17 protein-coding genes, 1 tRNA gene and 2 pseudogenes are annotated in these 25,450 nt (G+C 55.1%); 6 read left to right on the top strand and 14 right to left on the bottom strand.

All coding sequences use genetic code 11. The features are described 5' to 3' along the window. Positions 1–167: 167 nt before the first annotated feature. The gene (locus LT85_RS27490; RefSeq protein WP_367379802.1) at positions 168–1,010 is read right to left on the bottom strand and encodes a YadA family autotransporter adhesin; all 843 of its coding nucleotides are present in this window, start codon (positions 1,008–1,010) and stop codon (positions 168–170) included. On the opposite strand from LT85_RS27490, the gene LT85_RS27485 reads away from it, so the two are divergent. Continuing rightward, positions 973–3,174, top strand: coding sequence for a hypothetical protein (locus tag LT85_RS27485; protein ID WP_052134989.1), 2,202 nt, complete (start codon positions 973–975; stop codon positions 3,172–3,174). The two genes, LT85_RS27490 and LT85_RS27485, sit on opposite strands and share 38 nt — an antisense overlap. Here LT85_RS27485 and LT85_RS27480 read toward each other — a convergent pair. Continuing rightward, a pseudogene (locus tag LT85_RS27480) lies at positions 3,162–5,192 on the bottom strand (beta strand repeat-containing protein); the annotation flags it as partial. The gene LT85_RS27485 and the pseudogene LT85_RS27480 overlap by 13 nt on opposite strands. A 1,229-nt stretch (positions 5,193–6,421) precedes the next feature. On the opposite strand from LT85_RS27480, the gene LT85_RS09670 reads away from it, so the two are divergent. The 3 genes and pseudogenes from LT85_RS09670 to LT85_RS27475 all read left to right on the top strand — a co-directional run bounded on the left by LT85_RS09670 (position 6,422) and on the right by LT85_RS27475 (position 9,535). Then, positions 6,422–7,432, top strand: a complete 1,011-nt coding sequence (locus LT85_RS09670) for an AraC family transcriptional regulator (protein WP_038487963.1) — start codon at positions 6,422–6,424, stop codon at positions 7,430–7,432. Between the two features lie 692 nt (positions 7,433–8,124). Beyond that, positions 8,125–9,167: pseudogene (locus tag LT85_RS09665) on the top strand (IS481 family transposase). Between the two features lie 104 nt (positions 9,168–9,271). Beyond that, positions 9,272–9,535 carry a tyrosine-type recombinase/integrase gene (locus LT85_RS27475; protein ID WP_081992220.1) on the top strand — a complete coding sequence of 88 codons (264 nt, stop codon included), beginning with the start codon at positions 9,272–9,274 and terminating at the stop codon, positions 9,533–9,535. Positions 9,536–9,674: 139 nt separating this feature from the next. Here LT85_RS27475 and LT85_RS09660 read toward each other — a convergent pair. From LT85_RS09660 to LT85_RS09605, 12 genes are all read right to left on the bottom strand, one after another. Next, positions 9,675–9,764, bottom strand: a tRNA-Ser gene (locus tag LT85_RS09660). Between the two features lie 148 nt (positions 9,765–9,912). Further along, positions 9,913–11,214 (bottom strand): serine--tRNA ligase, encoded by a 1,302-nt coding sequence (gene serS, locus LT85_RS09655; RefSeq protein ID WP_038487961.1) that lies wholly within the window; start codon positions 11,212–11,214, stop codon positions 9,913–9,915. 365 nt (positions 11,215–11,579) lie between these two features. After that, the gene (locus LT85_RS09650) at positions 11,580–13,211 is read right to left on the bottom strand and encodes an ABC transporter substrate-binding protein (RefSeq protein WP_038487958.1); all 1,632 of its coding nucleotides are present in this window, start codon (positions 13,209–13,211) and stop codon (positions 11,580–11,582) included. Further along, positions 13,208–14,212: a peptide ABC transporter ATP-binding protein gene (locus tag LT85_RS09645; RefSeq protein WP_081992217.1), complete on the bottom strand. Its 1,005-nt coding sequence runs from the start codon at positions 14,210–14,212 to the stop codon at positions 13,208–13,210. Before LT85_RS09645 ends, LT85_RS09650 begins: the two co-directional genes overlap by 4 nt. After that, entirely contained in the window at positions 14,209–15,246 is a 1,038-nt protein-coding gene (gene dppD / locus LT85_RS09640) for a dipeptide ABC transporter ATP-binding protein (RefSeq protein WP_038487955.1), read from the bottom strand. The genes LT85_RS09645 and dppD overlap by 4 nt, the downstream gene beginning before the upstream one ends. A gap of 13 nt (positions 15,247–15,259) precedes the next feature. After that, positions 15,260–16,180 carry an ABC transporter permease subunit gene (locus LT85_RS09635; RefSeq protein WP_038487952.1) on the bottom strand — a complete coding sequence of 307 codons (921 nt, stop codon included), beginning with the start codon at positions 16,178–16,180 and terminating at the stop codon, positions 15,260–15,262. Then, the gene (locus tag LT85_RS09630; protein ID WP_038487948.1) at positions 16,177–17,187 is read right to left on the bottom strand and encodes an ABC transporter permease subunit; all 1,011 of its coding nucleotides are present in this window, start codon (positions 17,185–17,187) and stop codon (positions 16,177–16,179) included. The genes LT85_RS09635 and LT85_RS09630 overlap by 4 nt, the downstream gene beginning before the upstream one ends. A gap of 98 nt (positions 17,188–17,285) precedes the next feature. After that, on the bottom strand, positions 17,286–18,896 hold the full coding sequence (locus LT85_RS09625) for an ABC transporter substrate-binding protein (RefSeq protein ID WP_052134986.1): 1,611 nt from the start codon (positions 18,894–18,896) through the stop codon (positions 17,286–17,288). A gap of 142 nt (positions 18,897–19,038) precedes the next feature. Further along, positions 19,039–20,427: an aminopeptidase P family protein gene (locus LT85_RS09620; protein WP_038487942.1), complete on the bottom strand. Its 1,389-nt coding sequence runs from the start codon at positions 20,425–20,427 to the stop codon at positions 19,039–19,041. Positions 20,428–20,670: 243 nt separating this feature from the next. Then, a complete protein-coding gene (locus LT85_RS09615; protein WP_052134983.1) occupies positions 20,671–21,285 on the bottom strand; it encodes a helix-turn-helix domain-containing protein in 615 nt (204 codons plus the stop codon). A gap of 346 nt (positions 21,286–21,631) precedes the next feature. Beyond that, the gene (locus tag LT85_RS25335; RefSeq protein WP_156117481.1) at positions 21,632–22,165 is read right to left on the bottom strand and encodes a transposase; all 534 of its coding nucleotides are present in this window, start codon (positions 22,163–22,165) and stop codon (positions 21,632–21,634) included. A 125-nt stretch (positions 22,166–22,290) separates the two neighbouring features. After that, complete coding sequence (locus LT85_RS09605; protein WP_038487939.1) at positions 22,291–22,506, bottom strand: hypothetical protein; 216 nt, start codon at positions 22,504–22,506, stop codon at positions 22,291–22,293. 648 nt (positions 22,507–23,154) lie between these two features. Between LT85_RS09605 and LT85_RS25330 the strand changes: the two genes are divergently transcribed. Both LT85_RS25330 and LT85_RS25325 read left to right on the top strand, forming a co-directional pair. Beyond that, positions 23,155–24,912 carry a hypothetical protein gene (locus LT85_RS25330; RefSeq protein ID WP_052134978.1) on the top strand — a complete coding sequence of 586 codons (1,758 nt, stop codon included), beginning with the start codon at positions 23,155–23,157 and terminating at the stop codon, positions 24,910–24,912. Then, complete coding sequence (locus LT85_RS25325) at positions 24,909–25,433, top strand: hypothetical protein (RefSeq protein ID WP_052134976.1); 525 nt, start codon at positions 24,909–24,911, stop codon at positions 25,431–25,433. The genes LT85_RS25330 and LT85_RS25325 overlap by 4 nt, the downstream gene beginning before the upstream one ends. The last annotated feature ends 17 nt before the right edge of the window (positions 25,434–25,450 follow it).

Here is a 25,450-nt window from a genome sequence, read left to right as displayed (position 1 = left end):
TCTATAGATGAAATTACGGAATTGATTTAAAGCGACAATTCCGCATCAAAAAATAGTAATTAGTCGAACTAGTAAAGTTTGCTTAAAATTATGAACATCGCTGCGCCTCAATTCGCGCGGACATGAAAGATCATGCCCGCGCAGATTTGCTTACCTGACAGAAAATCTTATTTCCACTTGAAGCCGATACCGATGTTGAGGCCGACGTTGCCACCAGTAGTAGTACTGATGCCGCCTCCCCAGGCACTGTTTCCGGTTTTACTGATCGCCTTGAACTGCAAAGCCAACGCGCCATAACCCCGGTAGGAACCCAGCCCGACGCCGACACCCTTGTCGCCAGCCTCCAGCGTCGGCATGACCGCACCTGACATCGCCATGCTCATGGCGATACCCGAATAAGCGATGCGCTGGACGTTGCCAAGCTGGTTCTGCACATTGTTCAATTGCGACACATTGACCGCATCGGTCGGATTAACGCCCGCAGCAACGTTGGTGATCCGACGTTCGTTGCCGGCAGAACCCACCGACACCGTATTCGCCTGATCCGCCACAGAACCTGCGCCCAAGGCGATAGAGTTGTCGGCGACCGCCTGGGCGTTGGCGCCAAGCGCTACCGAGTTATTGCCTGCCGCCAGCGAGTTGTAGCCAATGGCCACGGTCGGATCGCCGGTTGCCTGGGCGTTGTAGCCGAGAGCAACTGCACCAGCCGAGGAAGCTAACGCGCGGAAGCCCACCGCAGTGGTATTCGCGGCGGTCGCTTGCGCATTGGAACCATAGGCACTCGCGCCATCCTGGGTCGCCTTGGCGCACAATCCGGACGAAGTGCTGTCGATGCCATTGGCTGAACCACAAGTCGCTACGACCACCGATTTAATCGCCGTTCCCGATACGCCTTGCGTCTGCGCCGTACCGTCGCCGTTGCTGGCGCCGATCAGCGTGGCGCCGATCGCCATTCCGGCATTCGCCGCATAGGTGCTGTTCGCTATCAGCGGTGCAACGCTTGTCGACAACGAGGCAATATTGCTGTTGGTGCTGCTCAAACCAGTCGACAGAGAGCTGATGCTGCTAGTGGCGGTACTCAGTCCCGTCGATGTGGAAGTAGACAGGGAGCTGACATTGCTGTTGGTCGTGCTCAGGCCGGTCGAAGTTGAAGTCGACAGTGATGTCACGTTGCTGTTCGTCGAGCTCAAGCCGGTCGACAGCGACGAAATACCCGTCGATGCAGAAGTAGACAACGACGCCACAGTGCTATTCGTTGCGCTCAGACCGGTCGACAACGATGCGACATTGCTATTGGTTGTGCTCAAGCCTGTCGACAGCGAAGAAATACCGCTCGCCGCTGTGCTCAGACCGGTCGACGTTGATGTCGACAGTGAAGCTACCGTGCTGTTGGTCGTACTCAGGCCCGTCGATGTTGATGTAGACAACGAGTTCACATTGCTGTTCGTTGTGCTCAAACCCGTCGACAGCGAAGAAATACCGCTTGCCGCTGTGCTCAGGCCGGTCGACGTCGAGGTCGACAAGGAAGCTACCGTGCTGTTGGTCGTACTCAGGCCCGTCGAAGTTGACGTAGACAACGAGTCCACATTGCTGTTCGTTGTGCTCAAGCCTGTCGACAACGAAGAAATACCGCTCGCCGCTGTGCTCAGGCCGGTCGACGTCGATGTCGACAAGGAAGCTACCGTGCTGTTGGTCGTACTCAGGCCTGTCGAAGTTGATGTAGACAACGAGTCCACATTGCTGTTCGTTGTGCTCAAGCCTGTCGACAACGAAGAAATACCGCTCGCCGCTGTGCTCAGGCCGGTCGACGTCGATGTCGACAAGGAAGCTACCGTGCTGTTGGTCGTACTCAGGCCAGTCGAAGTTGATGTAGACAACGAGTCCACATTGCTATTCGTTGTGCTCAAGCCTGTCGACAGCGAGGAAATACCACTCGCCGCTGTGCTCAGGCCGGTCGATGTCGATGTCGACAATGAATTCACATTACTGTTCGTTGTGCTCAAGCCCGTCGACAGCGAAGAAATACCACTTGCCGCTGTGCTCAGACCGGTCGACGTCGAGGTCGACAAGGAAGCTACCGTGCTGTTGGTCGTACTCAGGCCTGTCGAAGTTGATGTAGACAGCGAGTCCACATTGCTGTTCGTTGTGCTCAAGCCCGTCGACAGCGAAGAAATACCGCTCGCCGCTGTGCTCAGACCGGTCGACGTCGATGTCGACAGGGAAGCGACCGTGCTGTTGGTCGTACTCAGGCCTGTCGAAGTTGATGTAGACAGCGAATCCACATTGCTGTTCGTTGTGCTCAAACCCGTCGACAGCGAAGAAATACCGCTCGCCGCCGTGCTCAGGCCTGTCGAAGTTGATGTAGACAACGAGTCCACATTACTGTTCGTTGTGCTCAAGCCCGTCGACAGCGAAGAAATACCGCTTGCCGCCGTACTCAGGCCGGTCGATGTCGATGTCGACAAGGAAGCGACCGTGCTGTTGGTCGTACTCAGGCCTGTCGAAGTTGATGTAGATAGCGAGTCCACATTGCTGTTCGTTGTGTTCAAACCCGTCGACAGCGAGGAAATACCACTCGCCGCCGTACTCAGGCCGGTCGATGTCGATGTCGACAATGAATTCACATTACTGTTCGTTGTGCTCAAACCCGTCGACAGCGAAGAAATACCGCTTGCCGCTGTGCTCAGGCCGGTCGACGTTGATGTCGACAGTGAAGCTACCGTGCTGTTGGTCGTACTCAGGCCCGTCGATGTTGATGTAGACAGCGAGTCCACATTGCTATTCGTTGTGCTCAAGCCCGTCGACAGCGAAGAAATACCGCTCGCCGCTGTGCTCAGGCCGGTCGACGTCGATGTCGACAGGGAAGCGACCGTGCTGTTGGTCGTACTCAGGCCTGCCGAAGTTGATGTAGACAGCGAATCCACATTGCTGTTCGTTGTGCTCAAACCCGTCGACAGCGAAGAAATACCGCTCGCCGCTGTGCTCAGGCCGGTCGATGTCGATGTCGACAATGAATTCACATTACTGTTCGTTGTGCTCAAGCCCGTCGACAGCGAAGAAATACCGCTTGCCGCTGTGCTCAGGCCGGTCGAAGTCGAGGTCGATAGCGAAGCCACATTACTGTTGGTCGTGCTCAAACCTGTCGATGTCGACGACGATAAAGACGACAGCTGACTGAAATTCACTGCATCAGTCGGATTCACGCCAGCCGCAACATTCGTCAGAGTAACGGGCGTTGTGGCTCCGGCACCTCCCAAGGTAACGCTGGTATGACCAGGATTGTCATACTGAACGGAATTCGCCACGCCTGTTGACAAGGATGCGATTCCGGTCGAAGTCGAGGTAGACAATGAAATGACATTACCATTGGTCGCACTCAGACCCGTAGACAAGGACGAGATGCCACTGGTTGCCGTGCTCAGGCCAGTAGACAACGAGCCGATGTTGCTGGCGTTGGTGCTGATGCCCGTCGAGGCCGACGTCGACAGCGAAGTCACGTTGCTGTTAGTGGTGCTCAGACCAGTCGACAACGAACCAATGTTGCTGGCGTTGGTGCTGATGCCGGTCGAGACCGACGTCGACAGCGAAGTCACGTTGCTGTTAGTGGTGCTCAGACCAGTGGACAGCGAAGTGATACCAGTCGAAGCCGAGGTCGACAAGGAAGTCACATTGCCGTTCGTAGTGCTCAGACCAGTCGACAACGAGGTGATACCGGTCGAGGCTGAGGTCGACAACGAAGTCACGTTGCTGTTCGTGGTGCTCAGACCAGTCGACAGCGAAGTGATACTAGTTGAAACCGAGGTCGACAAGGAAGTCACATTGCTGTTCGTAGTGCTCAGACCAGTCGACAACGAGGTGATACCTGTCGAGGCTGAGGTCGACAACGAAGTCACGTTGCTGTTCATGGTGCTCAAGCCAGTCGACAGCGAAGTGATGCCGGTCGAAGTAGAAGTTGACAACGAAACAATCTGGCTATTTACCGAGGACCCTATAGAGAACAATTGACTGCCGTTTACAGCGTCAGTGCTGCTTGCATTAATCCGTCCAGGAGCTACATTTACAATCCGTTTCTCTGCACCGACAGAACCAATAGATACAACCCCACTAGCCGACGCACCATCACCTACCCAAGATGCAGCGCCAGCGCCATAAGCATAAGTGGCCGATCCGGCAGCGGCACTTGTGGTCTGATTCGCCAACTCGGCCGCGCCCACTGTCGCTCCGCTACCAAGCGCTGTAGAACCAGTACCAACCGCAGAGATAACTTGAGCACCAGTACCAATCGCCACTGCATTACTCACGGCTGCTGTCCCTCCAGCTGAAGCCTGACTTCCAATCGCGATGCTGTCGCTACCCGTGGCTTGAGCACCCTGCGTAGCGTTTCCTCCTAAGGCGATTGAGTTCGCCCCCGATGCAATCGTAGCATTTGCAGGGGTACCAGTGCCGCCATATCCCATTGCGATGGCACCACGATTAGTCGCCTGCGAACCAATACCTGTGGCCGTACTGCCTTGTCCCGTTGCTTGGTTGTAAGCCCCCATGGCAACACTCCCGGCACCAGATGCTGTGTTCGCAATGCCCATCGCAGTACTTGCCGCACCACTGGCCGTATTGTTCATCCCAACGGCACTTGCACCGGCACCATACGCATTATTTGCGCATCCCATCGCCAAGGAACTATAGCCGAACGCATTGGCACCACTGTTTGCGGCAGTAGCCGTAGTAGCGGTAGATGGAGCGTCAATCAACGCAGCATCACCGTTGGATGGGGTGGCATAGTTGACCGCAGTCGTTTGTTGAGTAAGACTGGTTAGCCAACTCACCGCACTTGTACTAAATGTACTTCGAGTAGTATTCAGACCGATGCAATCGTCGTCACCCGCGATCACGACGCCAGTGTTACTCGCTGCTTGGACACCGCCATAAAGGCCAGTGGTACTCGTGGTCAGACCGTTAGAAACAGTCCATCCTTGTGCATTACCAATCGATGCAGCGTATGTTGGCGCTCCAGCAAAAACGCCGAGGGCCGCAACCAAGGTAACCAGAGCGAATCGCTTGAAAGCTTGTGCAATATCATTGCCAATGATCACTTCATTTTTGGCGCTCCGTTTGCCAGATGTTGACGCTAGTTCACTTACGGCAACCCACGTGCCTAGAGACTCGTTCCAGATACTGCGATATATTTTGTTCATTGTCCTTCTCCACGTTCATCGTCATTTATTGCCACTACTTCCAGCAGCATTTCCTCAACATATTTCGCCTCGCAGCTAGCCACTGCCTTGCTGTCGCGGAAGTGTCTTTTCCATGAATTTTTCATTTCTTGAGAAAATATTTTTTGGCCTTGAAACACAAAGTAGAAAAGCGTGAAGGTCTTAAAATTTCCATAAAAAATAACATTCGCTGACGGACGGGATGCTAAGCGGGACGCAACGGGAAATATTGGCAAAAGTGGACAAATTAATTAACATTTATGTCCAAATTTGATCGATTGGGATAAAGAAGTTGCAGGATTTCTGACAATCGTAGAACTAAAAATATTTTTAGATCGATGTCAAATAAAGGACGAAACTCAGAGAGAAAGCCGATGAAAATTAAGCTAGCGGGATGCTTAATAAATTGTTTATACCATTTGTTATGGCGTGCAAAAATCTTTCAAAGTGGCAAATAAATATTCATCAAAATGAAACGTAAACGATTGTTAAATCGCGCCGACAAACAATTTCCCGCATGGAATTTTGTAGGACTTTTAATACACCGTTGTACGATGACTTGATTATTATTTACAGCTTCTTATCACGGTGCAAGTAATCCTAGGACGATGGTCTATGTCCCCAGAAAGAATGCTTAGAAGAGAGATAGGCGTATGTATCAGACCTGATCTAATGGGGGGGTTCGATCATCGAGCATTGATGACCACAGTCACTAACGTTACATTGGGATATTCAGGAGAGGGAGTCCAGACTATGCGCTCATCAAACTCTTCTACCAGGCCTTGCGCAACATCATTCAAAAGTGGACACGGCCTCTTGCCTCGTTGAAGGAATTTTTAACAAAACAAGTGCAACAAAAACAACAACTCTTATCATTAACTCATTGAAATAACATCAAATACGAATACGCCTTTAAGAAGAGCGAAGAAAAATATTAATAATATATTTCACTTTATTACAATTAATATCGCAGAGACGTTTTCACATTATCTTCATATTGAAAAAATTAAACACTTGATTACTAAATTAGATATTTAAATTGGCGCTTACAGCAATAAAAATTAATAACTTCAATTTGCAAAAATGCATAATTTTATTTCGTTGATAACAATACAATAAATTACTATGTCTGGTTTTCAGCACTGCATTAAGGCAACAGAATCAATTCCGCCTTAACAACAGCGCTTGGCCATTTCATTGAAGGATAATAATTGACTACCTCTGCAGGCGGATTTATTTCCAGCGCTTATGTCCGAACGCTATTTGAATACTTAAAAAATAAAGGGGTCGATGCTTCGACGCTGCTTGGCGTGGCTGAACCCGAACCCGTCGATCACATGCTTTTGCGTTATCCCATGCAGCTCTGGCGCTCCTTTTTGCAAGCCGCGGCAACGCATCTGAAAGATCCTTACCTCGGCCTGAAATTAGGGCAAACGATCAGAACAGATCATTACGGGGTGCTCGGCTATATCATTGCTTCCTGCCCCAATCTTGGATTGGCATTGCTGCGTTTTCAAGAATACGAGCGTCTTCTATATGAAGCGGACGGGTATTCCATGCAAACTCTGGTCGACGGCTCCGATCTGATATTGAAATGGTCTGGACATAAAACACAAGATCAAGACAGGCTCTCTCACGAATTTGGAATTGCCGCACTGTATAAAATAGCTTGTGAAATAGCCGATGGAACGCCACGCCTGAAAGAAGTTTGCTTTGTCAATTCCGAGCCGCCTGACATCAGCCTCTACACGGATTTCTTCGGATGCAATGTATCGTTTAATCAGCCCGCGACGACCTTGCGCACACCGATAGAAAATTTGAATTTGCCCCTGCGCCAGCCTGACGCGACATTGATCCATATCCTGGAAAAACAGGCCGAAGGATTTCTGGCGCAATTACCGAAGGAAAGCAAATTTGTGATGCATGTCCGGCGCTGCATAGCAAATCTGATTCACAGCGGTGAGCCAGGGCTTGAGCAGGTCGCGAGTGCGCTTTCCATCACGCCTCGGACTCTACGGCGGCGCCTTCATGAACATCAAACAGCCTTTCGTGAACTCCTGGACGATATTCGTAAACATATGGCGGAACAGTATTTGCGCGATCCAAACCTGCAACTGACTGACGTAGCGCAATTACTGGGCTATACGGAACAAAGCTCCTTTCAACGCGCATTCTTGCGTTGGACAGGGACCACACCAAAAACATTTCAAAAGGAAACGTAAGGTTGATGTCTGTCCGCCCCAACAGTTTGAAGGATACTTCCGATAGGTATGATGTCACTATCGGAGGTATTACATGGCAAGTGAAGGATGATTCTTTTCTGAGCGCGAGGCAGTCTAGCTGGCTGTCCAGCCGGGTGCTAGCAATGCTAGGGATGCCAGAAATCTAGGTATTAACGCCAACATGCCGGCCTACGCGAGCGCAATCCTGTCTGCGGACGATCTTATCGTCCGACTCACGGCCTATTTCTGAGGACAATGATGATGACCAACAATCCTATCGCCATGTCCAAGGCGGAGATTATTGTGTGCGGGAAGACAACGTAGAAAAAAAACGAAATATTGTTATCTGGGCCGGCCTTCGCTTGACTTCAGATCCATAAACTAAGCGTTGATAGAGTACGCACTGTTAAGACACGTTTTCAAATAAAAATCTATGCGTCGGGAATAAAACCTGGCCTATGACGGTATGAGTTGAAGGTTTCCTCACCTTTACTTCCAAATACAGATAGGGAGCAACACATGCAGTCATCAATTCAAAAATCCTATACAAAAATTGCCATTGCGTTACATTGACTTTGTAGTAGTTCCAACTTGATCGTACAGTAAGGCCTTGCCAAAGGGTGGGGTTACCCGGTTTGATAGAGGTGCGAATCTTTATTAAACCAGCGCGTAAGCGCCCAAGGAGTAACCCCATGAGTAGTGTTCCTCAGAATGTCATTAAGCACAAAGTCGGCCTGTTGAATCTGGCGACAGAGCTTGGCAACGTATCCCGTGCCTGCAAGGTGATGGGATTTTCCCGCGACACGTTTTATCGCTATCAAACGGCAATGGAAGCCGGCGGCGTCGATGCTCTAATCGATGCCAATCGCAAGTAACCTAATCTCAGAAATCGCGTGGAAGAAGCAACGGAAACAGCGGTTGTGGCGTTCGCATTGGAACAGCCGGCCTTTGGCCAGGTCCGCGTATCGAACGAACTGCGTAAACGCGGTATTTTTGTTTCTCCCTCCGGTGTTCGGTCGGTCTGTCTGCGTCGCGATCTGGAGTCATTCAAGAAGCGGCTATTGACGCTAGAGCGCCATGTTGCCGAAACCGGTGACGTGCTCACTGAAGCGCAAGTCGTAGCCGCTGGAGAGGAAACAGGAAGACGACGTGGCTCACGGCGAGATTGAAACGGCCCATCCAGGTTATCTCGGCAGTCAGGATACGTTCTATGTTGGCACCATCAAGGGCGTGGGACGCATTTATAGCAGACCTTCGTCGATACCTATTCGAAGTGGGCTGCAGCCAAGCTCTACACTACGAAGACGCCGATTACCGCTGCTGATTTGTTGAACGACCGGGTCTTGCCGCTCCTGGCAGAGCAGGACATGGGATTGATCCGTGTACTCACCGATCGCGGCACGGAATACTGTGGCAGGCCGGAAGCGCATGACTATCAGCTCTATCTCGCTCTGAACGATATCGAACACACTAAAACCAAAGTACGCCATCCGCAGACTAACGGCATCTGCGAGCGCTTTAATAAACTATTCTGCAGGAGTTTTACCAGGTCACCTTCCGACGCAAAATTTATCGATCGATTGACGAACTGCAAAACGATCTCGATGAATGGCTGGCTTACTACAACAACGACCGCACACATCAAGGCAAGATGTGTTGCGGCCGGACACCGATGCAAACTTTAATCGATGGAAAGGAGGCGTGGCACGATAAAATCACGACATTGAACAACTGAATTTGACCTGACAACTGTATACGTCAAACCGGGTGACTGTCAGATCAGATCGCGATTACTACTAAGGGCTGAGGTTCGCGGGCAGACGTTTTATCTGATATCTGATGGACACAAAAAACGGAGACCCTCGGATACCCTCGATTCACCCTCGGATTATGGTGTGCGTAAGGCGCTTCAGCAAGCTGACGCCTAAAATCAGTATTCAGTGTTCATTCCAGCGCGCCCGGACAGTTTGCAGGATGCCACATATTCACTTCCACGATTTGCGGCATAGCGCCGCCAGCGAGCTCATTAACGCCGGTGTTGACCTGTTCACCGTTGGTCGGGTACTTGGTCATAAAGTACCCGCGCAGCACACAACGATATAGCCATTTGGCAATTGATACGCTGACGGTTGCAGTGGGAAAGATTGGCAGGAAATCGGCATGATGGCAAAAAAATCCCCTCATGACGCAAAAACGCCCCGATTTACGGGGCGTTCAATATTACGTAAGTGCTTGATTATATTGGCGGAGAGGGTGGGATTCGAACCCACGGTACGATTTAACGTACGCTTGATTTCGAGTCAAGTACATTCGACCACTCTGCCACCTCTCCGGTTTTCGGTCGACTTGCTGTGTTTAATGCAGCAAAGCGCAAGATTATAGCAGGCTTTTTTTGACTAGGGAAAGCCTTTTTAACACCTCGGCTATACAAGTAATCCCGAGGCTGCTCCCCAATCAAAGAAGCCTGTCAAATCAATTACTTATGCGCTCAGCTTGGTGAGGCCACCCATGTAAGGATGGAGCACTGCCGGGATGTCTACACTGCCGTCTGCCTGCTGGAAGTTCTCCAGGATCGCCACCAGGGTGCGACCAACCGCCAGGCCGGAACCGTTCAGGGTATGCACCAGCTCGGTTTTACCTTGCGCATTGCGGAAACGGGCTTGCATCCGGCGCGCCTGGAATGCCTCGAAGTTGGAGACTGAGGAGATTTCGCGGTAAGTATTCTGCGCAGGCAGCCAGACTTCCAGGTCATAGGTCTTGGCGGCGCCGAAACCGATGTCGCCGGTGCACAGGGAAACCACGCGATACGGCAGGCCGAGTTTCTTCAGGATGTTTTCGGCGTGGCCGACCATCTCTTCCAGTACTTCGTAGGATTTTTCCGGATGAGCGATTTGGACCATTTCGACTTTGTCGAACTGGTGCTGGCGGATCATGCCGCGGGTGTCGCGGCCGTAGCTGCCGGCTTCCGAGCGAAAGCATGGCGAATGCGCGACCATCTTGAGCGGCAGCGTTTCGCCGGCGAGGATTTCATCGCGCACGATATTGGTCAGTGGCACTTCCGCCGTTGGAATCAGATACAACGCGGCTGCATCGGCTGCCTGCTCGCCTTCTTGGCCGCCCTTCTTGACGGCAAACAGGTCCTCTTCAAACTTCGGCAGCTGGCCGGTGCCACGCAAGGAATCCGCGTTGACGATATACGGTGTGTAGCATTCTGTGTAGCCGTGCTCGGCGGTCTGGGTGTCGAGCATGAACTGGCCCAGCGCACGATGCAAGCGGGCAATCCCGCCCTTCATGACGGAGAAGCGCGAGCCGGTGATCTTGGCGGCGACGTCGAAATCCAGGCCCAGGGCGGCGCCGATGTCGACGTGGTCGCGCACCTCAAAATCAAACTTGCCTGGCGTGCCGACCTTGCGCACTTCGACATTGGCGGCTTCGTCGGCGCCGACCGGCACCGATTCGTGCGGCAGGTTCGGCACTGCCAGCAAGAAGGTGCTGACCTGCTCCTGTACTTGGTCCAGGCGGGTGGCAGATGTCTTCAACTCATCGGCAATGCCCGCGACTTCCGCCATTACAGCGGAGGCATCTTCGCCCTTGCCTTTCAGCATGCCGATTTGCTTGGACAACGAATTGCGCTGGCCTTGCAGTTCTTCGGTGCGGGTCTGGATTTGCTTGCGCTCGGCTTCCAAGGCATTGAAGCTATTGACGTCGAGCTTGAATTTGCGCGTGGCCAGACGGTCGGCGGCGCTGGCGATGTCTTTGCGAAGAAGTTGGATGTCGATCATGGACGTAGGTAAATGGACGAAAGAATAAGCCACCATTGTACCAAGCCCGGCCGGTCCTCGGCCAGCCAATATCAGTAAGCAACAATTGCCAAAAATACATTGCAAAACGGGCGGCGCAGCGACAGGCTTTGTCCCTCGCCGCCATGCGCAGGCCGCGCCCATCAAACTTATTTAATCCCAGGACTTACGCAAAATCGTCCTGGCAAGGGTGTAGCCGGGGATTCGGACAGCATGCTGTCCGCCTGCGCAACAACACCCACATGCAGGCGGGCATGCGCCCTGCGAGGGCATCGACGAAGACAGTACGAATGTACGGCCAGGAGATGCAACGCGGCCAGGGCGGTTTTTCGTAAGTCCCGGCTCGGTTACTTGCTCAGATCAACCTTGCTGAAGTCATGCAGTGCAAACGCCGACATCTTGAAACCAATGACCTGCTTGCGTATCGGCGTATGCGTCAGCGAATGCGCCAGCGGAATCCAGGGCGCTTCTTCATGCGCGATCACCTGCGCCTGCTGGTACAGCTTGCTGCGCTCAGCCTGATTGGTGCTGAGTTTGGCCTTTTGGATCAGCGCTTCAAAACTCTTGTTGCACCAGCGCGCGGTATTACCGCCGCTACGCACAGATTCACAACCCAGCAAGGTCGCGAAGAAATTATCCGGGTCGCCGTTGTCGCCCGACCAGCCGAACATCATTGCATGTTGCGCTCCCTGCTTGCTACGCTTCAGGTACTCGGTCCATTCGTAGGTGTTCAGCATGGCCTTGACGCCGATCTTGGCCCAGTCGGCCTGGATCAGCTCGGCCATGCGCTTGCCGTCCGGGTTATAGGGACGAGTCACAGGCAAATACGACAGCTCGACTTCAACGCCATTCGGGTAACCCGCCTTGGCGAGTAAAGCCTTGGCCTTGACCGGATCGTAGACATAGTCCTTGATCTGGTCGTCGTAAGACCATAGCGTCGGCGGAATCGGATTCTTGGCGATCTGGCCGGCGCCCTGATAGACCGTTTTCATGATGGTCTGTTTGTCGGTCGCCAGGTTCAGGGCCTGGCGCACCAGTTTATTGTCAAAGGGCTTTTTCTCTACATTGAAAGAAATATAGCCGACGTTCAAGCCTTCCTTGGTCAGCAAGGTGATCGCCGGATCGGTTTTCATCAGGTCGATGTCGGCCGGCTTGGGGAACGCCATTACCTGGCATTCGTTGGCTTTAAGCTTGGCGTAACGCACCGAGGCGTCCGGCGTGATCGCGAAAATCAGGTTGTCCAGTTTCGGCCGGCCATCCCAATAAGCATCGAACGCCTTATAGCGGATCACGGCGTCTTTCTGGTAAGAGACGAACTGGAACGGGCCGGTGCCGATAGGCTCACGGTCGATCACGTCAGGCGTGCCTGCTGCTTTCATCTTGTCGGCGTATTCAGCCGACAGGATCGAAGCGAAATCCATCCCCAGGTTGGCGATGAATGGCGCCTCCGGATGCTTCAGCTTGAAGACCACTGTATATTCATCGACTTTGCTCACCTTGTCGACGATCTTGTCCATCCCCATGTCAAGGAAGTAGCTGAAGCTGCTGCCTGTCGCCAGCTTATGGAACGGATGGTTAGCATCAGCCATGCGATTGAATGAAAACAGCACGTCGTCGGCGTTGAAATCGCGGGTCGGCTTGAACTTGGCGCTGCTGTGGAATTTGACGCCTTTGCGCAATTTGAAGGTGTAGGTCAGGCCGCCATCCGACACTATCCATGATTCCGCCAGCCCCGGGATAATCTTGGTTGTGCCCAGTTCAAATTGCACCAGCCGATTATACAAAGGCACCGATGAGGCATCGAAGGTAGTGCCGGTGGTGAACAACTGCGGATTGAAACCTTCCGGGCTGCCTTCAGAACAAAACACCAGCGTCTTGGCGGCAATGGCAGCGTTGGCGCTAACGCCCAGCAATGCCGCCATGCCGATGGCGACGGCCAGCTTCAACTTGTTGGTCCTGATCATGCGGCTCCCGGTCATTGAATTTCCTCTACCCGATGGCAAGCCACGAGGCTGCCGTCGAACTCGCGCAAGAGCGGCACTTCCTGGCGGCAGCGCTCGATTGCATGCGGGCAGCGGTTATTGAAACTGCAGCCCGGCGGCGGCGCCAGCGGCGACGGCAACTCGCCCGGCAACATCATCTTTTGCTGGCGCTGGGCCGGATCGATACGCGGCGTACTGGCCAGCAGCGCCCTGGTGTAAGGATGCAACGGCCGGCTGAAGACCTGCTGCTTGTTGCCGTGCTCGACGGTTTTACCGAGATACATGACCAGCACGTCGTCGGCGATGTGCTCGACCACCGACAGGTTATGCGAGATGAACAGATAGGCGACGCCGCTAGCCTGCTGCAGATCCATCAGCAGATTCAGCACCTGCGCCTGGATTGAGACATCGAGCGCGGAAACCGGCTCGTCGGCCACAATCACCTTGGGATCCAGCATCAGCGCGCGCGCAATCGCCACCCGCTGCCGCTGGCCGCCGGAAAACATGTGCGGATAGCGGCCGTAATGCTCCGGCCGCAAGCCAACCTTGGCCATCATGGCGCGCGCCTTGTCTGCGCGTTCACTGCTGTTCAACGCGGTGTTGATGATCAACGGCTCTTCCAGCATCTGGCCGACTTTCTTGCGCGGATTCAGGCTGGCGTAGGGATTCTGGAATACCATCTGCACCAGCGGCCGCACCCGTTTAAGGGTGGCGTGGTCGGCATCGGCGATATTGGCGCCATCCATCCACAACTCGCCGCCGGTGGGCGGTTCGATCATGGTGATCTGGCGCGCCAGGGTCGACTTTCCGCAACCCGACTCGCCCACCACCGCCAGGGTTTTACCCGGCTGCAGGGTAAACGAAACGCCATCCAGCGCGCGCGCAGTCGCTTTCGGCTTGAACAGACCTTGCGACACGCTGTAATGTTTGACCAGGTTTTTAGCTTCGAGCAACGTCACCTGATTGGCGATTTCACTCATGTTTGAATTCATCATCATGCAACCCCACTGCTTAACATTGCTTCAGTTTTTTTGCGGGAAATTTCGGCCCAGCCGTTGCTCGGCTGTCCGGCATGATCAAGCGGGAAATGGCAGCGCACCTGATCCTGCCCTGCTCCCAGTAATTCAGGCCGCGCCTGACGGCAGACGTCTTGCGCATACGCGCAGCGCGGGCTGAGCAGGCAACCGGTTGGACGGTCGTACTGCCCCGGCACCACGCCAGGGATGGTTTGCAAACGGGCTTGGCCGATATTGTGCTCAGGCAGCGCCGCCAGCAGCGCCTGTGTATAGGGATGCTTGGGAGCGTTGAAGATGTCCGGCACGCGGCCGGTCTCCACCACCTGCCCTGCATACATCACTATCACTCGCTGCGCAGTCTGCGCCACCACGCTCAGGTCATGCGTAATCAGCATCAACGCCATGCCGCGATCACGCTGCAACTGCAGCAACAACTCCAGCATTTGCGCCTGCACCGTGACGTCCAGCGCGGTAGTCGGCTCATCGGCAATCAGCAAGCGCGGATTACACGCAATGGCGATCGCCACCATCACCCGCTGGCTCATGCCGCCGGATAACTGGTGCGGATAGGCATCCAGCCGCTGTTCGGGATCGGGAATGTCGACCTGCTTCAGCAGCGCCAGCGCTTTGGCGCGCAGTTCCTTCTTCGATCCGCCCTGGTGTACACGCAAGGTTTCCATCAACTGGTAAGCCACCGTGAAAGATGGATTCAGGCTGGTCATCGGATCCTGGAAGATCATTGCGATGTCCTTGCCGAGCAAGCCACGTCTTTGCTTCTCCGGCATGGTCAGCAAATCGCGGCCGTCGAAAGCCATGCGCTCACCCTTGACCCGACCCGGATAATCGATCAGTCCCATCAATGCCAGCGAGGTAACGCTCTTGCCGGAGCCGGATTCGCCGACGATGCCGACCACTTCGCCGGCCTCGATATTCAGGTCAAGGCCATCCACCGCGGTAAACGGCGCTGCTGTCGAGCCGAATTCAACCCGCAGTTGTTTGATTTCTAAAAGTGCCATGATCAGTCGCGCCTTATCGTTTCAGTTTCGGATCGAGCGCATCGCGCAAACCGTCACCCATCAAATTGAACGCCAGCACCGAGATCAGAATCGCCAGGCCCGGGAAAGCCACCACCCACCACGCGCTCTGGATGAATTCCATGGCGCTGGCCAGCATCGAGCCCCACTCCGGCGTCGGCGGCTGCGCGCCCATGCCGAGGAAACCGAGCGCTGCCGCATCCAGGATCGCCGACGAGAAACCGAGCGTGGCTTGTACGATCAGCGGCGCCAGGCAGTTCGGCAGCACGCAGTTGAACATGATGCGCAAAGTGCTGGCGCCGGCGATACGCGAAGCGCTGACGTAGTCGCGCGACATTTCGCCGATCACCGCCGCCCGCGTTTGCCGCGCGTAATGCGGCAGCATCACTACCGCGATCGCATACATCGCATTCATCAGGCCAGGGCCGAGAATGGCGACCACGGCGATCGCCAGCAGCAAGCTGGGCAAGGCCAGCATGATGTCCATCAAACGCATGATGGCGATTTCCACCATGCCGCGGAAGTAACCTGCCAGCAAACCCAACAATACGCCGGTCGTCAGCGACAACGAGATCGAGACTAGGCCGATCAACAGCGACAGGCGGACGCCATGGATCAGGCGCGACAGCATGTCGCGTCCGACCGGATCTGTGCCGAGCAGGAACTGGCTACTGCCGCCCGCTTGCCATACCGGCGGCACCAGCGTCGACTGGCGGAATTGTTCGATGGGCGAATGCGGCGCAATGACGTCGGCAAACAGCGCCATCAAGACCATGGCGACGATGACAGCCAGGCCGATGACAGCACCACGGTTCTGGCTGAAATAACCCCAGAATTCACGCAGCGGATGCGGTGGCGCGCTGGCCGCCGCCTTGGCAGACGGCGCGGCGGCCGGTGTTGTGTTTACAGTGTTCATGAGCGATGGCGAATACGAGGATTGATCACGCCGTACAGCAAATCGACGGCCAGGTTAACGAGAATGATGGTGATCGCCGACAGCAGGATACCGCCCTGCACTACCGGATAATCGCGCCGCTGGATCGCCGCCACCAGCCACTTGCCAATGCCGGGCCAGGAAAAGATGGTTTCCGTCAGGATCGCACCGGCCAGCAAGGTACCGACCTGCAGGCCGACCACTGTGACCACTGGAATCAGTGCATTGCGAAACGCGTGGATGCCCACGACGCGCCAAGGCGATAGTCCTTTGGCACGGGCTGTGCGTACATAATCTTCACGCAAGACTTCCAGCATGGCGGAGCGCGTCATGCGCGCAATCACGGCCAGCGGGATGGTGCCAAGCGCGATGGTGGGGAGAATCAGATGCGACAGCGCGGACTTGAAGGCGCCGCTATCGTCCGACAGCAGACTGTCGATCAGCATGAAGCCGGTGACTGGCGGCACATCGAACAGGATATCAATGCGGCCCGAGACCGGGGTCCAGCCGAGGGTGACGGAGAACAACAGGATCAGCAGCAGCGCCCACCAGAATACCGGCATCGAATAACCGGTCAGCGAGGCACCCATCACCGAATAATCAAGCACGGTGTTGCGCCTCAGGGCGGCCAGTATGCCGGCCGGCAAGCCGATGATCAACGCAAACAGGATCGCGCAAAAGGACAGCTCCAGCGTTGCCGGGAACAGGGTCTTGAATTCGCTCATCACCGAGGTGTGGGTCATGATCGACATGCCGAGGTCGCCCTTGAACAGATTCCCCAGGTAATTGAAATACTGCATGTAGATCGGCTGGTCGAGTCCCAGGTCGTGCGCCATTTGCGCATAGCGGGCCGGGTCCATGCCGCGCTCGCCGGACATGGCTTCGACGGCGTTGCCGGGGATCAGATGTATCAATAAAAACACCAGCAGCGTGATGCCGAGAAAGGTCGGAATGACCAGGCCGACACGACGCAGGAGGAATCCAAACATGGGAATGCCTATCGTGATTAAGAATTGCGTGTGCTACAAAAAACGGGGCAGGCCCCGCCTATGCGCTCTGCGCCAGGCGGCCCTGCCCCGCTACAGCTTTATTTGCCCGCCAGATCAACCTTCTCGAAATGATGGTGCGCAAACACCGCCATCTTGAAGTTCAGCACTTCCTTGCGGATCGGCGTGAAGCGCACCGAATGCGCCAGGTCGATCCATGGCGCTTCTTCATGCAGGATCACCTGCGCCTGTTCGTACAGCTTGGCGCGCTCGTCCTGCTTCGGCGTCAGCTTGGCTTTCTGGATCAGGGCTTCATAATCCTTGTTGCACCAGCGCGCGGTATTGCCGCCGCCCTTGACGCCTTCGCAGCCCAGCAACGGTGCGAAGAAGTTGTCCGGATCGCCGTTATCGCCGGACCAGCCGAACATCATCGAATGCTGGTCGCCTTGCTTGCTGCGCTTCAGGTACTCAGTCCATTCGTAGGTGGTCAGCTTGGTCTTGACGCCGATCTTGGCCCAGTCAGCCTGGATCAGCTCTGCCATGCGCTTGCCGTCCGGGTTGTAAGGACGAGTCACTGGCAGATACCACATTTCGACTTCGACGCCGTTCGGATAACCGGCCTTGGCCAGCAAGGCCTTGGCCTTGACCGGATCGTAGGTGTAATCCACGACCTTGTCGTTGTAGCCCCACAGGGTTGGCGGAATCGGGTTCTTGGCCGGGATGCCTGCGCCCTGGTAGACCGTCTTGAGGATGGTTGCCTTGTCGACTGCCATGTTCAGCGCCTGACGCACCAGTTTGTTGTCGAACGGTTTTTTCTCGACATTGAACGAGATGTAGCCGATGTTCAAGCCTGGCTTGGTCATCATGGTGATGGCCGGATCGGATTTCATCAGCTCGATGTCGGCCGGTTTCGGGAACGCCATCACCTGGCATTCATTGGCCTTGAGCTTGGCGTAGCGCACCGAGGCATCCGGCGTGATGGCGTAGATCAGGTTGTCCAGTTTCGGCCGGCCACCCCAATAGGCATCGAAGGCCTTGTAGCGGATCACGGCGTCTTTTTGGTATGACACAAACTGGAACGGGCCGGTGCCGACAGGCTCGCGGTCGATCACGTCCGGCGTGCCGGCCTTCTTCATGTTATCGGCGTATTCAGCCGACAGGATCGAGGCGAAATCCATGCCCAGGTCGGCGATGAACGGCGCTTCCGGATGCTTGAGCTTGAAGACCACGGTGCTGTCGTCGACCTTTTCCACCTTGTCGATGATCTTGTCCATGCCCATGTCCGAGTAGTAGCCGAAGCTCTGGCCGGCGGCCAGCTTATGGAACGGATGGTTGACGTCGCCCATGCGGTTGAATGAAAACAGCACGTCGTCGGCGTTGAAATCGCGAGTCGGCTTGAACTTGGCGCTGCTGTGGAACTTGACGCCCTTGCGCAGCTTGAAGGTGTAAGTCATGCCGTCATCGGATACGGTCCAGGATTCCGCCAGGCCGGGAATCGGCTTGGTTGTGCCCAGTTCGAATTCGACCAGACGGTTATACATCGGCACGGATGAAGCATCGAAAGTGGTGCCGGTGGTATACAACTGCGGGTTAAAGCCCTCCGGGCTGCCTTCAGAGCAAAACACCAGGGTCTTGGCGGCTGTCGCATAACCGGCAGTAGCGCACATGACGGCGAGCAGCGCGGCCTTGGCAATCAATTTTCTTTTCATCATAGGTCTCTTTCGTTAGGTTATGGTGAAACTGATGCATTTAACAACAATTAACATCGAGTGCACAAGCATGAATGTGCAGTACTTTCAATTGCCAGTCTTATGCGGCAACCAACCATTGCAATCTACAATCAAAATGGCCAGCTCAGGCGGCCATCAAGGTTTCAATTTCAGCACAGGTTTTAGGAATCGCCGGTCCCAGCACGCGCGCGCCGGTGCTTGTCACCAGCACATCGTCTTCAATCCGGATGCCGCCAAAATCCAGGTATTCGCCGAACTTTTCATAATTGATCAGTGTGCTGTGACGCGCCTCGGCCTGCCAGCGCTTGATCAGCGCCGGAATAAAATACATGCCCGGCTCGACCGTCACCACCATGCCTGCCTGTAACGGCTTGGCCAGGCGCAGATTGCGCAGCCCGAACAATTCGCTGCGGCTGACGCTGGCGTCGTAACCGACCCGAATTTCGCCGAGACCTTCCATATCATGCACATCCAGCCCCATCTGATGGCCGAGACCATGCGGAAAACAAATCGCGTAAGCGCCTGAGTCGACCACCTGCTCCGGCGTGCCATGAAAAAAACCAAGCTCGGACATCGCCGCTACCATATGACGGGCGGCCTGCTTGTGCACTTCGAGATAGGAAATTCCCGGACGCATGAGACCGATGGCGAACAGTTGCGCCGCCAGCACGATCTCATACAAGCTGCGCTGGCGTTCACTGAAACGTCCTCCGACAGGAAAGGTGCGTGTGATGTCGCTGGCATAACCGAGGGCGCTGGAAGCGCCGGAATCGTTGACCACCAGATCGCCCGCCTGCAAGCGATTGTGATGGTCGCGATTATGCAAGATTTCTCCGCTACGGGAAAAAATCATCGGGTAAGCGTTTTGCAAATCATGGCTACGCATGATGCCTTCCATCGCCGCTACCACCTGGTACTCAAAAGTGTCCGCCTTCGCCAGTTGCATGGCGGCGATGTGCATGTCGCGCGTCACGCTGAGAGCGCTTTCGATTTCTGCGATTTCGGCTTCGCTCTTGATTTCCCGCAGTGCGATCACCGCCGCCATCAAGCTCTCGGAAGCACCGGCCCGACATTCTTCCGCAGTGCAGTCCAGCAGCGCGGCCAGCTCCAGTATGGTTTCGCCACGATATGGCGGCAGGTAATGAATCGTGCGGCCCTGGCGGCGCGCCTGCGCCACTACCTCGGCCAGAGCGCTATAAGGCTGTACGCGATCGACGCCTGCAGCCTGGACGCGCTGCGCCAACGAATCCTGCGGCCCGTCCCAGATCATGTCGTCCAGGCTGGCGTCATTGCCAAACACAATGTCCGCGTCGGCTTCAATGTCGATCAAGCCAGCCAGGCCGGGTTGATTCAAACCAAAGAAATAGGAAAACGAGGAGTCCTGGCGAAACCAATAATGGTTGTGCAAATAATTGATGGAGACATCGACGTTGCCCGGAAACAGTAGCAAGCCAGAGGAAAAATGCTGTTTCAGCAAGCGTCGCCGTCCGGCGTAGACCGATGCTTCAAACATGGCTGCCTCGCAGTACACCGGCGTTGCCGCAGCAAGCTCTGCTCAATAACCGTTCGCCCAAATCCAGATAGTTCGTGTACACCATTGCCTTTACCACTCCATTGCATTGCAATTATTGAAATTTATTGTTACGCCCCTGCTTTCACAGCTAGGCCAGGCGCTCGAAACACCGCTAGTAACGTCTTTTTGCAACTGCAAAAACCATGCCACAAGGCAGCCGGAATAGCCGCCCGAACCGGGACGTCAAAAGAATTCAGTACCGCGCAGCAGATGTTTCTGCTCTTTGGGTTCCGTCGTTTGCGGGCCGTCGAACAAGGATACGGTGCCGACCCAGATCACTTCAGACACCTCGTTTTCATGTGGCAGCGATTCGATGCTGTGAGGGATGTTGGCGTCGAAGTGCAGGCTGTCGCCGACATTGAGCACATAGTTGTCAGTACCTACCGTGTAACCGACCCGGCCGCTGAGCACGAAGACCATTTCATCGCCTTCGTGCGAGACCATTTCTGACTTGTACCCGGCCGGCATGGTGAATTTCACGGAATGCACCTGACTGCCCGGAAACACTGTCGACAGCCGCTCATATTTGACGCGGCCACTGGCCACGGAATAAGGCTGGCGCTGGCCACGGTAGGTATCGGGTTGCAATTGCGCTGGTTGCTGGATCAGGTCGCCAATCGAAACGCCCAGCGCTTTGGCGATCACCACCAGCGAGGTAATCGAAGGGCTGGTCAGATTACGCTCTAGCTGTGAAATGAAGCCTGCGGTTAATCCTGTTTCAGCGGCGAGTTCCACCAGCGTCTTGTTGATGGCATGACGCCGCGTGCGGATCGATATCCCCAGCTCTGGTATTTCCATTCATTGTCTCCGGCCTGTCCTGCTGTCTCACAAGATCAGGCAGCGCGATCTGTGCCGCGCCTGCCTGACGGTTTTTTTAATATTTATATATTTGATATGGCAAAGCGATCGTGACTACCGCCGCCGTTTCATCGGTCAGGCGTCGGAAATTATAGTCAGACTAAAACTGGAGTCAAGGATCTTTTGCAGATTACCTTAGAACTGAGAAAAAATGGCAGGACGAGATGATTGCCGCAGCCAGCAGCAAATCAGATGCAGGACACGGCTGGAAAGCAGAGATGCTTGACCAGCATGTGTAATAAGTGCAGCGCCATCGCACCAGAACGACAGCGCAATCGCACCCAGTTTATTCCAGAGCTTCGTTTTTGACTACCAGCCGCAGCCAGTGCAAAGTCGAGTCATCTTCCACAGGCATCTGCGCTTGTTCCGCCGCATGCTTGATCGCAGCATCGTAGGCTTGTCGGCTAGTGCGCCTGGACGCCCTCTGTTTGATGCGCAAACTCCATTCATCGCCATAGCTGACGATGTTTTCAAATGCGGCACGCAGCTTTGGATCATCGCCAATATTGTCTGCGAGACGGCGCCAGAGATTGCTCTGGTTCCAGCGCATGAAGCGCATGTAGGCAGTGTTCCATTTACCGAAGCGCAATGGCAGGTCGCGCCACAGCCGGCGATTGCTTGTAATCCACAATACTGCGTCGATGAACAGCCGGTTGTCGCGGCCCCTGGCGCCCGCATCGCCTTCCCTTCCTCGCAACATAGGCTCCAGCGCCTCCCATTGCTCATCTCTCAGCTTCACGTTCAGCGCAGTATTGTGCTTTTCCCCCGAGACGCTTGCATTCCCGGAATGGCTCCGGTTAACTCCGTAGATTGTCGACATGGCAGCTAAAACCTTCTTCGTTCTAATGATTTAACATTTACTTCCCCTTACCTTGCCTGCCCCGCGAGAACGAAAAAAGGGCCATATCGGCCCAAAATAATTTGTAACTGCTCATTGGACAGGCCTTAGGCTTGCCGCTTCGCTACCATAGCGCTCTGGCGCTGGCTGTTTTTCTGACAACGAAAACATATCCAGCGCTTGGTGTTGTTACGAACGACGAAGTCACCGTCCGTCGCCGCCACTTCGCCCTGGTGGTGTGCACAAAAGCGCTTACCGGTGGCCTCGGCTGTGGCCTGGGTCAGCAGCGACAGCCGGTCGGATCGATCCATATATGCGGTCATTTTCAGCTTCCCCTTCTACATCGGCATATCAGAAAAATAATATATCCCATGGCGCCATGGGAATCTGGCCGACAGCAGCCAGCCACCGCCGCAGGCGCTCAGCGTGAGACCAAACACAGCGATGCACACCGGGTATATAACAGACTTTGATCTCACCGAATTTCTCCTAAAATCGTTCTCGTTTCCGCGCCAGAACACCTAGGCGCAATCGGTCTTCTTCTTTTATTCCGTCCCCAGATCTCAGGCGGCAGGAATACAAGTCGCGCCCTGTTCGCATGTCCCGTCGCACACTTCGGTGCTTTCACTAGTGATGCCAATCCAGAAAAGAAAAAGGGCCACGATCGGCCCCGATTATTTGTAACCATTTGATACAGCGGCTTACAACGGCTATTACCCGGCAAAAAACGTTCACGCCATTTGGCCCTTTTTATGTTTTCGAGGGGCAATAAATATAAGGTCTGTTGATTAAATCTCCACAAGGTGATTTCCATTGGCGACCGAGTGCTCGCTTCTCAACTATAAATCGGGAGTTTTGCATATGGGTGATTACAGGGATCGGCTGGGTTCGGCATCGCATTTCTTTGCAGCCGGTGGCGGTACAGCGCCGGAAGTTGAAATGACTACTTCCTTTCACTATCAAGGACAGAGATGACTGACAAAAATCAAGCAAAGAGCAGGACTGCCGCCACCGCATTCGCCGCATTGTCGGCGCTGTTGCTGGCCACAGGCTGCGGCGATGGCAACAATTCCGTGGCAAGCGCCAGTTCCGATGCCGCCCAAAGCCAGCGTATGAGCCCGGCGCGGCAAGTCACTACAGCCGCCACAGCCAGCGTATCCGGCAAGATCACCTATGATTTCGTACCGGCAGTATCCAACAAGGGCCGGCAAGGCCAGTGGCTGGCCAGACTGGACTATGCAAGTACCGTACAGAAGCCGGCGCGCAATATAGTGGTCGAACTGCTCAACGACAAAAGCGGCAAGGTATTGCTGTCGACGACAACCGACGACCAGGGAAACTACAGCTTCCAGGCCCCTCTCGACACGGCAGTCCATGTCCGCGCCAAAGCACAGATGCTGCGCAGCGCCGGCAAGACATCAGGACCCAGCTGGAATTTCGCGGTGCGCGATAATTCATCGGACGGCTATGGCACGGCGGTCGACGGCGCAGCCTTGTTTGCCATGGACGGCGCCAGCTTCAACAGCGGCAAGAAAGCCAGCATCCATGACCTCAATGCGGCATCGGGGTGGGATGCGGCTAGCGCGAGCTACGCCAACTCGCGCAGCGCGGCGCCATTCGCCATCCTCGACACCATCTACAGCGCCAGCCACAAGGTGCTGGAAGCCGACCAGAACCTTAGCTTCCCGCCGCTCAATATCTTCTGGAGCCCGGGTAGCGACGATGGCACTTTCTTCGGTAGTCAGAATGGCAAATCCTATTCCAAAGGCTTGCATATTCGCGGCCACGAAGACGTCGACACCGATGAGTACGATGCCGGCGTGATTGCGCATGAATGGGGGCACTATTTCCAGGCCACATTTTCGCGCGACGACAGCATCGCTGGACCGCACAGCGGCGACAATCTGCTCGACATGCGGCTGGCCTTCAGTGAAGGCTGGGGCAATGCGTTTTCGAGCATGGCGCGTAGCGATCCGATGTACGTAGACACCCAGGGACAGGCGCAAGCCAACGCAGCGGTAGTGTTCAAGGTTGACGAAATTCCGGACAACGTCGCCAAGGCCTGGTTTGGCGAAGTCGCGGTACAGTCGGTACTGTACCGACTGCATCAATCGCCGGACATCGGATTCAAGCCGATTTACCAAGCCATGGCCGCGCAAAAGAAATCGCCCGCTTTCACCAGCCTGTTTTCCTTCGCCACTTCGCTGCGCGGCAGCATCAATCCAGCCGGCCAGGCCACGCTGGATAATCTGCTAGCGGAAATCAATACCGCCAACAAGAACCAGCTCGACATGTTCGGTCTCGGGCAATTTGCGTTGCCGCCGTCGATCGTCGCCGGCAACAAGGATTTTGTGCTGCCGATCTATGCCACCCTGGAAGAAGGCGTCAAACTCAAGCCCGCCAAGGATGCAACCGTATGCACCACCGGCGCCTACGGCAAAACCAACAAGCTTGGCATCAACCGTTATCTGCGCTTCCGTCTTGCCCAGAAAGGCAAGCATACTTTGCACATCAGCGCCGACGCCGGCCTGTATCCGTCGTTCCAGCTGTTCAGCAAGGGCGACCGGATAGCGGGAAACCTGGTCCAGGATCCCAATTCCGCCAGCGCCTACAATGTCGATTATGATCTGCCGGCGCAAGACGACTATGTCGCCACCATCAACGCCGGCGACAAAACCGGCTGTTTCAAAATCACGCTCGCCCCAACCAACGCCGGAGAAGCCCAATGACTATGAATATCACGATCAAAAATAGCCTTCTGGCCTTCACCATGGTATTGCTTGCTTGCCGCCTGCAGTATGGTGACGCCAAGCCATTGCATGAAATCGCATCCAGTACCGGGCATGGTGAAAAAGTCGGCGCTGCGGTCACCGTCGAGCTGGCCTCTGGCAGCGTCACCAGCAAGAATGCCATTTTGCCGGTCATGCTGAGGTTCACCACGGATCAGCCGAATACCCCGCTGCACGTGGAGTACCGCAGCAATGCAGGCTTGTCGATCGTCACGCTTGGCAGCGCCACGCTAGTCAGCAATCAGGATGGCGTAGTCACAGATACGCCCAATGTCCGCGCAACGGCAGACGGCGTGTACGAGTTGAATGTGTTCGTCACTCTGGGCGACCGCACCAAGGCAGTCTCGGTGCCGGTCACCGTAGGCAACGCCCGGGCGGTCCGCAAATTGTCAGGCAAGGCGATGCGTACGCCGCAGGGAGAAAACCTGACAGTGATGCCTGCGCAGGAAAAAGTGCGCTAACCAGCGACGCCGGGCGA

The organism is Collimonas arenae, assembly GCF_000786695.1.
Lineage (GTDB): Bacteria > Pseudomonadota > Gammaproteobacteria > Burkholderiales > Burkholderiaceae_D > Collimonas > Collimonas arenae_A.
This window is presented reverse-complemented; position numbering and strand designations above follow the sequence as displayed.

Coding starts and splice junctions, on each gene's coding strand:
- LT85_RS27475 (WP_081992220.1), top strand. CDS start 9,272: ATGGACACAAAAAACGGAGACCCTCGGATACCCTCGATTCACCCTCGG.
- serS (WP_038487961.1), bottom strand. CDS start 11,214: ATGATCGACATCCAACTTCTTCGCAAAGACATCGCCAGCGCCGCCGAC.
- LT85_RS09650 (WP_038487958.1), bottom strand. CDS start 13,211: ATGACCGGGAGCCGCATGATCAGGACCAACAAGTTGAAGCTGGCCGTC.
- LT85_RS09645 (WP_081992217.1), bottom strand. CDS start 14,212: ATGATGATGAATTCAAACATGAGTGAAATCGCCAATCAGGTGACGTTG.
- dppD (WP_038487955.1), bottom strand. CDS start 15,246: ATGGCACTTTTAGAAATCAAACAACTGCGGGTTGAATTCGGCTCGACA.
- LT85_RS09635 (WP_038487952.1), bottom strand. CDS start 16,180: ATGAACACTGTAAACACAACACCGGCCGCCGCGCCGTCTGCCAAGGCG.
- LT85_RS09630 (WP_038487948.1), bottom strand. CDS start 17,187: ATGTTTGGATTCCTCCTGCGTCGTGTCGGCCTGGTCATTCCGACCTTT.
- LT85_RS09625 (WP_052134986.1), bottom strand. CDS start 18,896: ATGATGAAAAGAAAATTGATTGCCAAGGCCGCGCTGCTCGCCGTCATG.
- LT85_RS09620 (WP_038487942.1), bottom strand. CDS start 20,427: ATGTTTGAAGCATCGGTCTACGCCGGACGGCGACGCTTGCTGAAACAG.
- LT85_RS09615 (WP_052134983.1), bottom strand. CDS start 21,285: ATGGAAATACCAGAGCTGGGGATATCGATCCGCACGCGGCGTCATGCC.
- LT85_RS25335 (WP_156117481.1), bottom strand. CDS start 22,165: ATGTCGACAATCTACGGAGTTAACCGGAGCCATTCCGGGAATGCAAGC.
- LT85_RS09605 (WP_038487939.1), bottom strand. CDS start 22,506: ATGACCGCATATATGGATCGATCCGACCGGCTGTCGCTGCTGACCCAG.
- LT85_RS25330 (WP_052134978.1), top strand. CDS start 23,155: ATGACTGACAAAAATCAAGCAAAGAGCAGGACTGCCGCCACCGCATTC.
- LT85_RS25325 (WP_052134976.1), top strand. CDS start 24,909: ATGACTATGAATATCACGATCAAAAATAGCCTTCTGGCCTTCACCATG.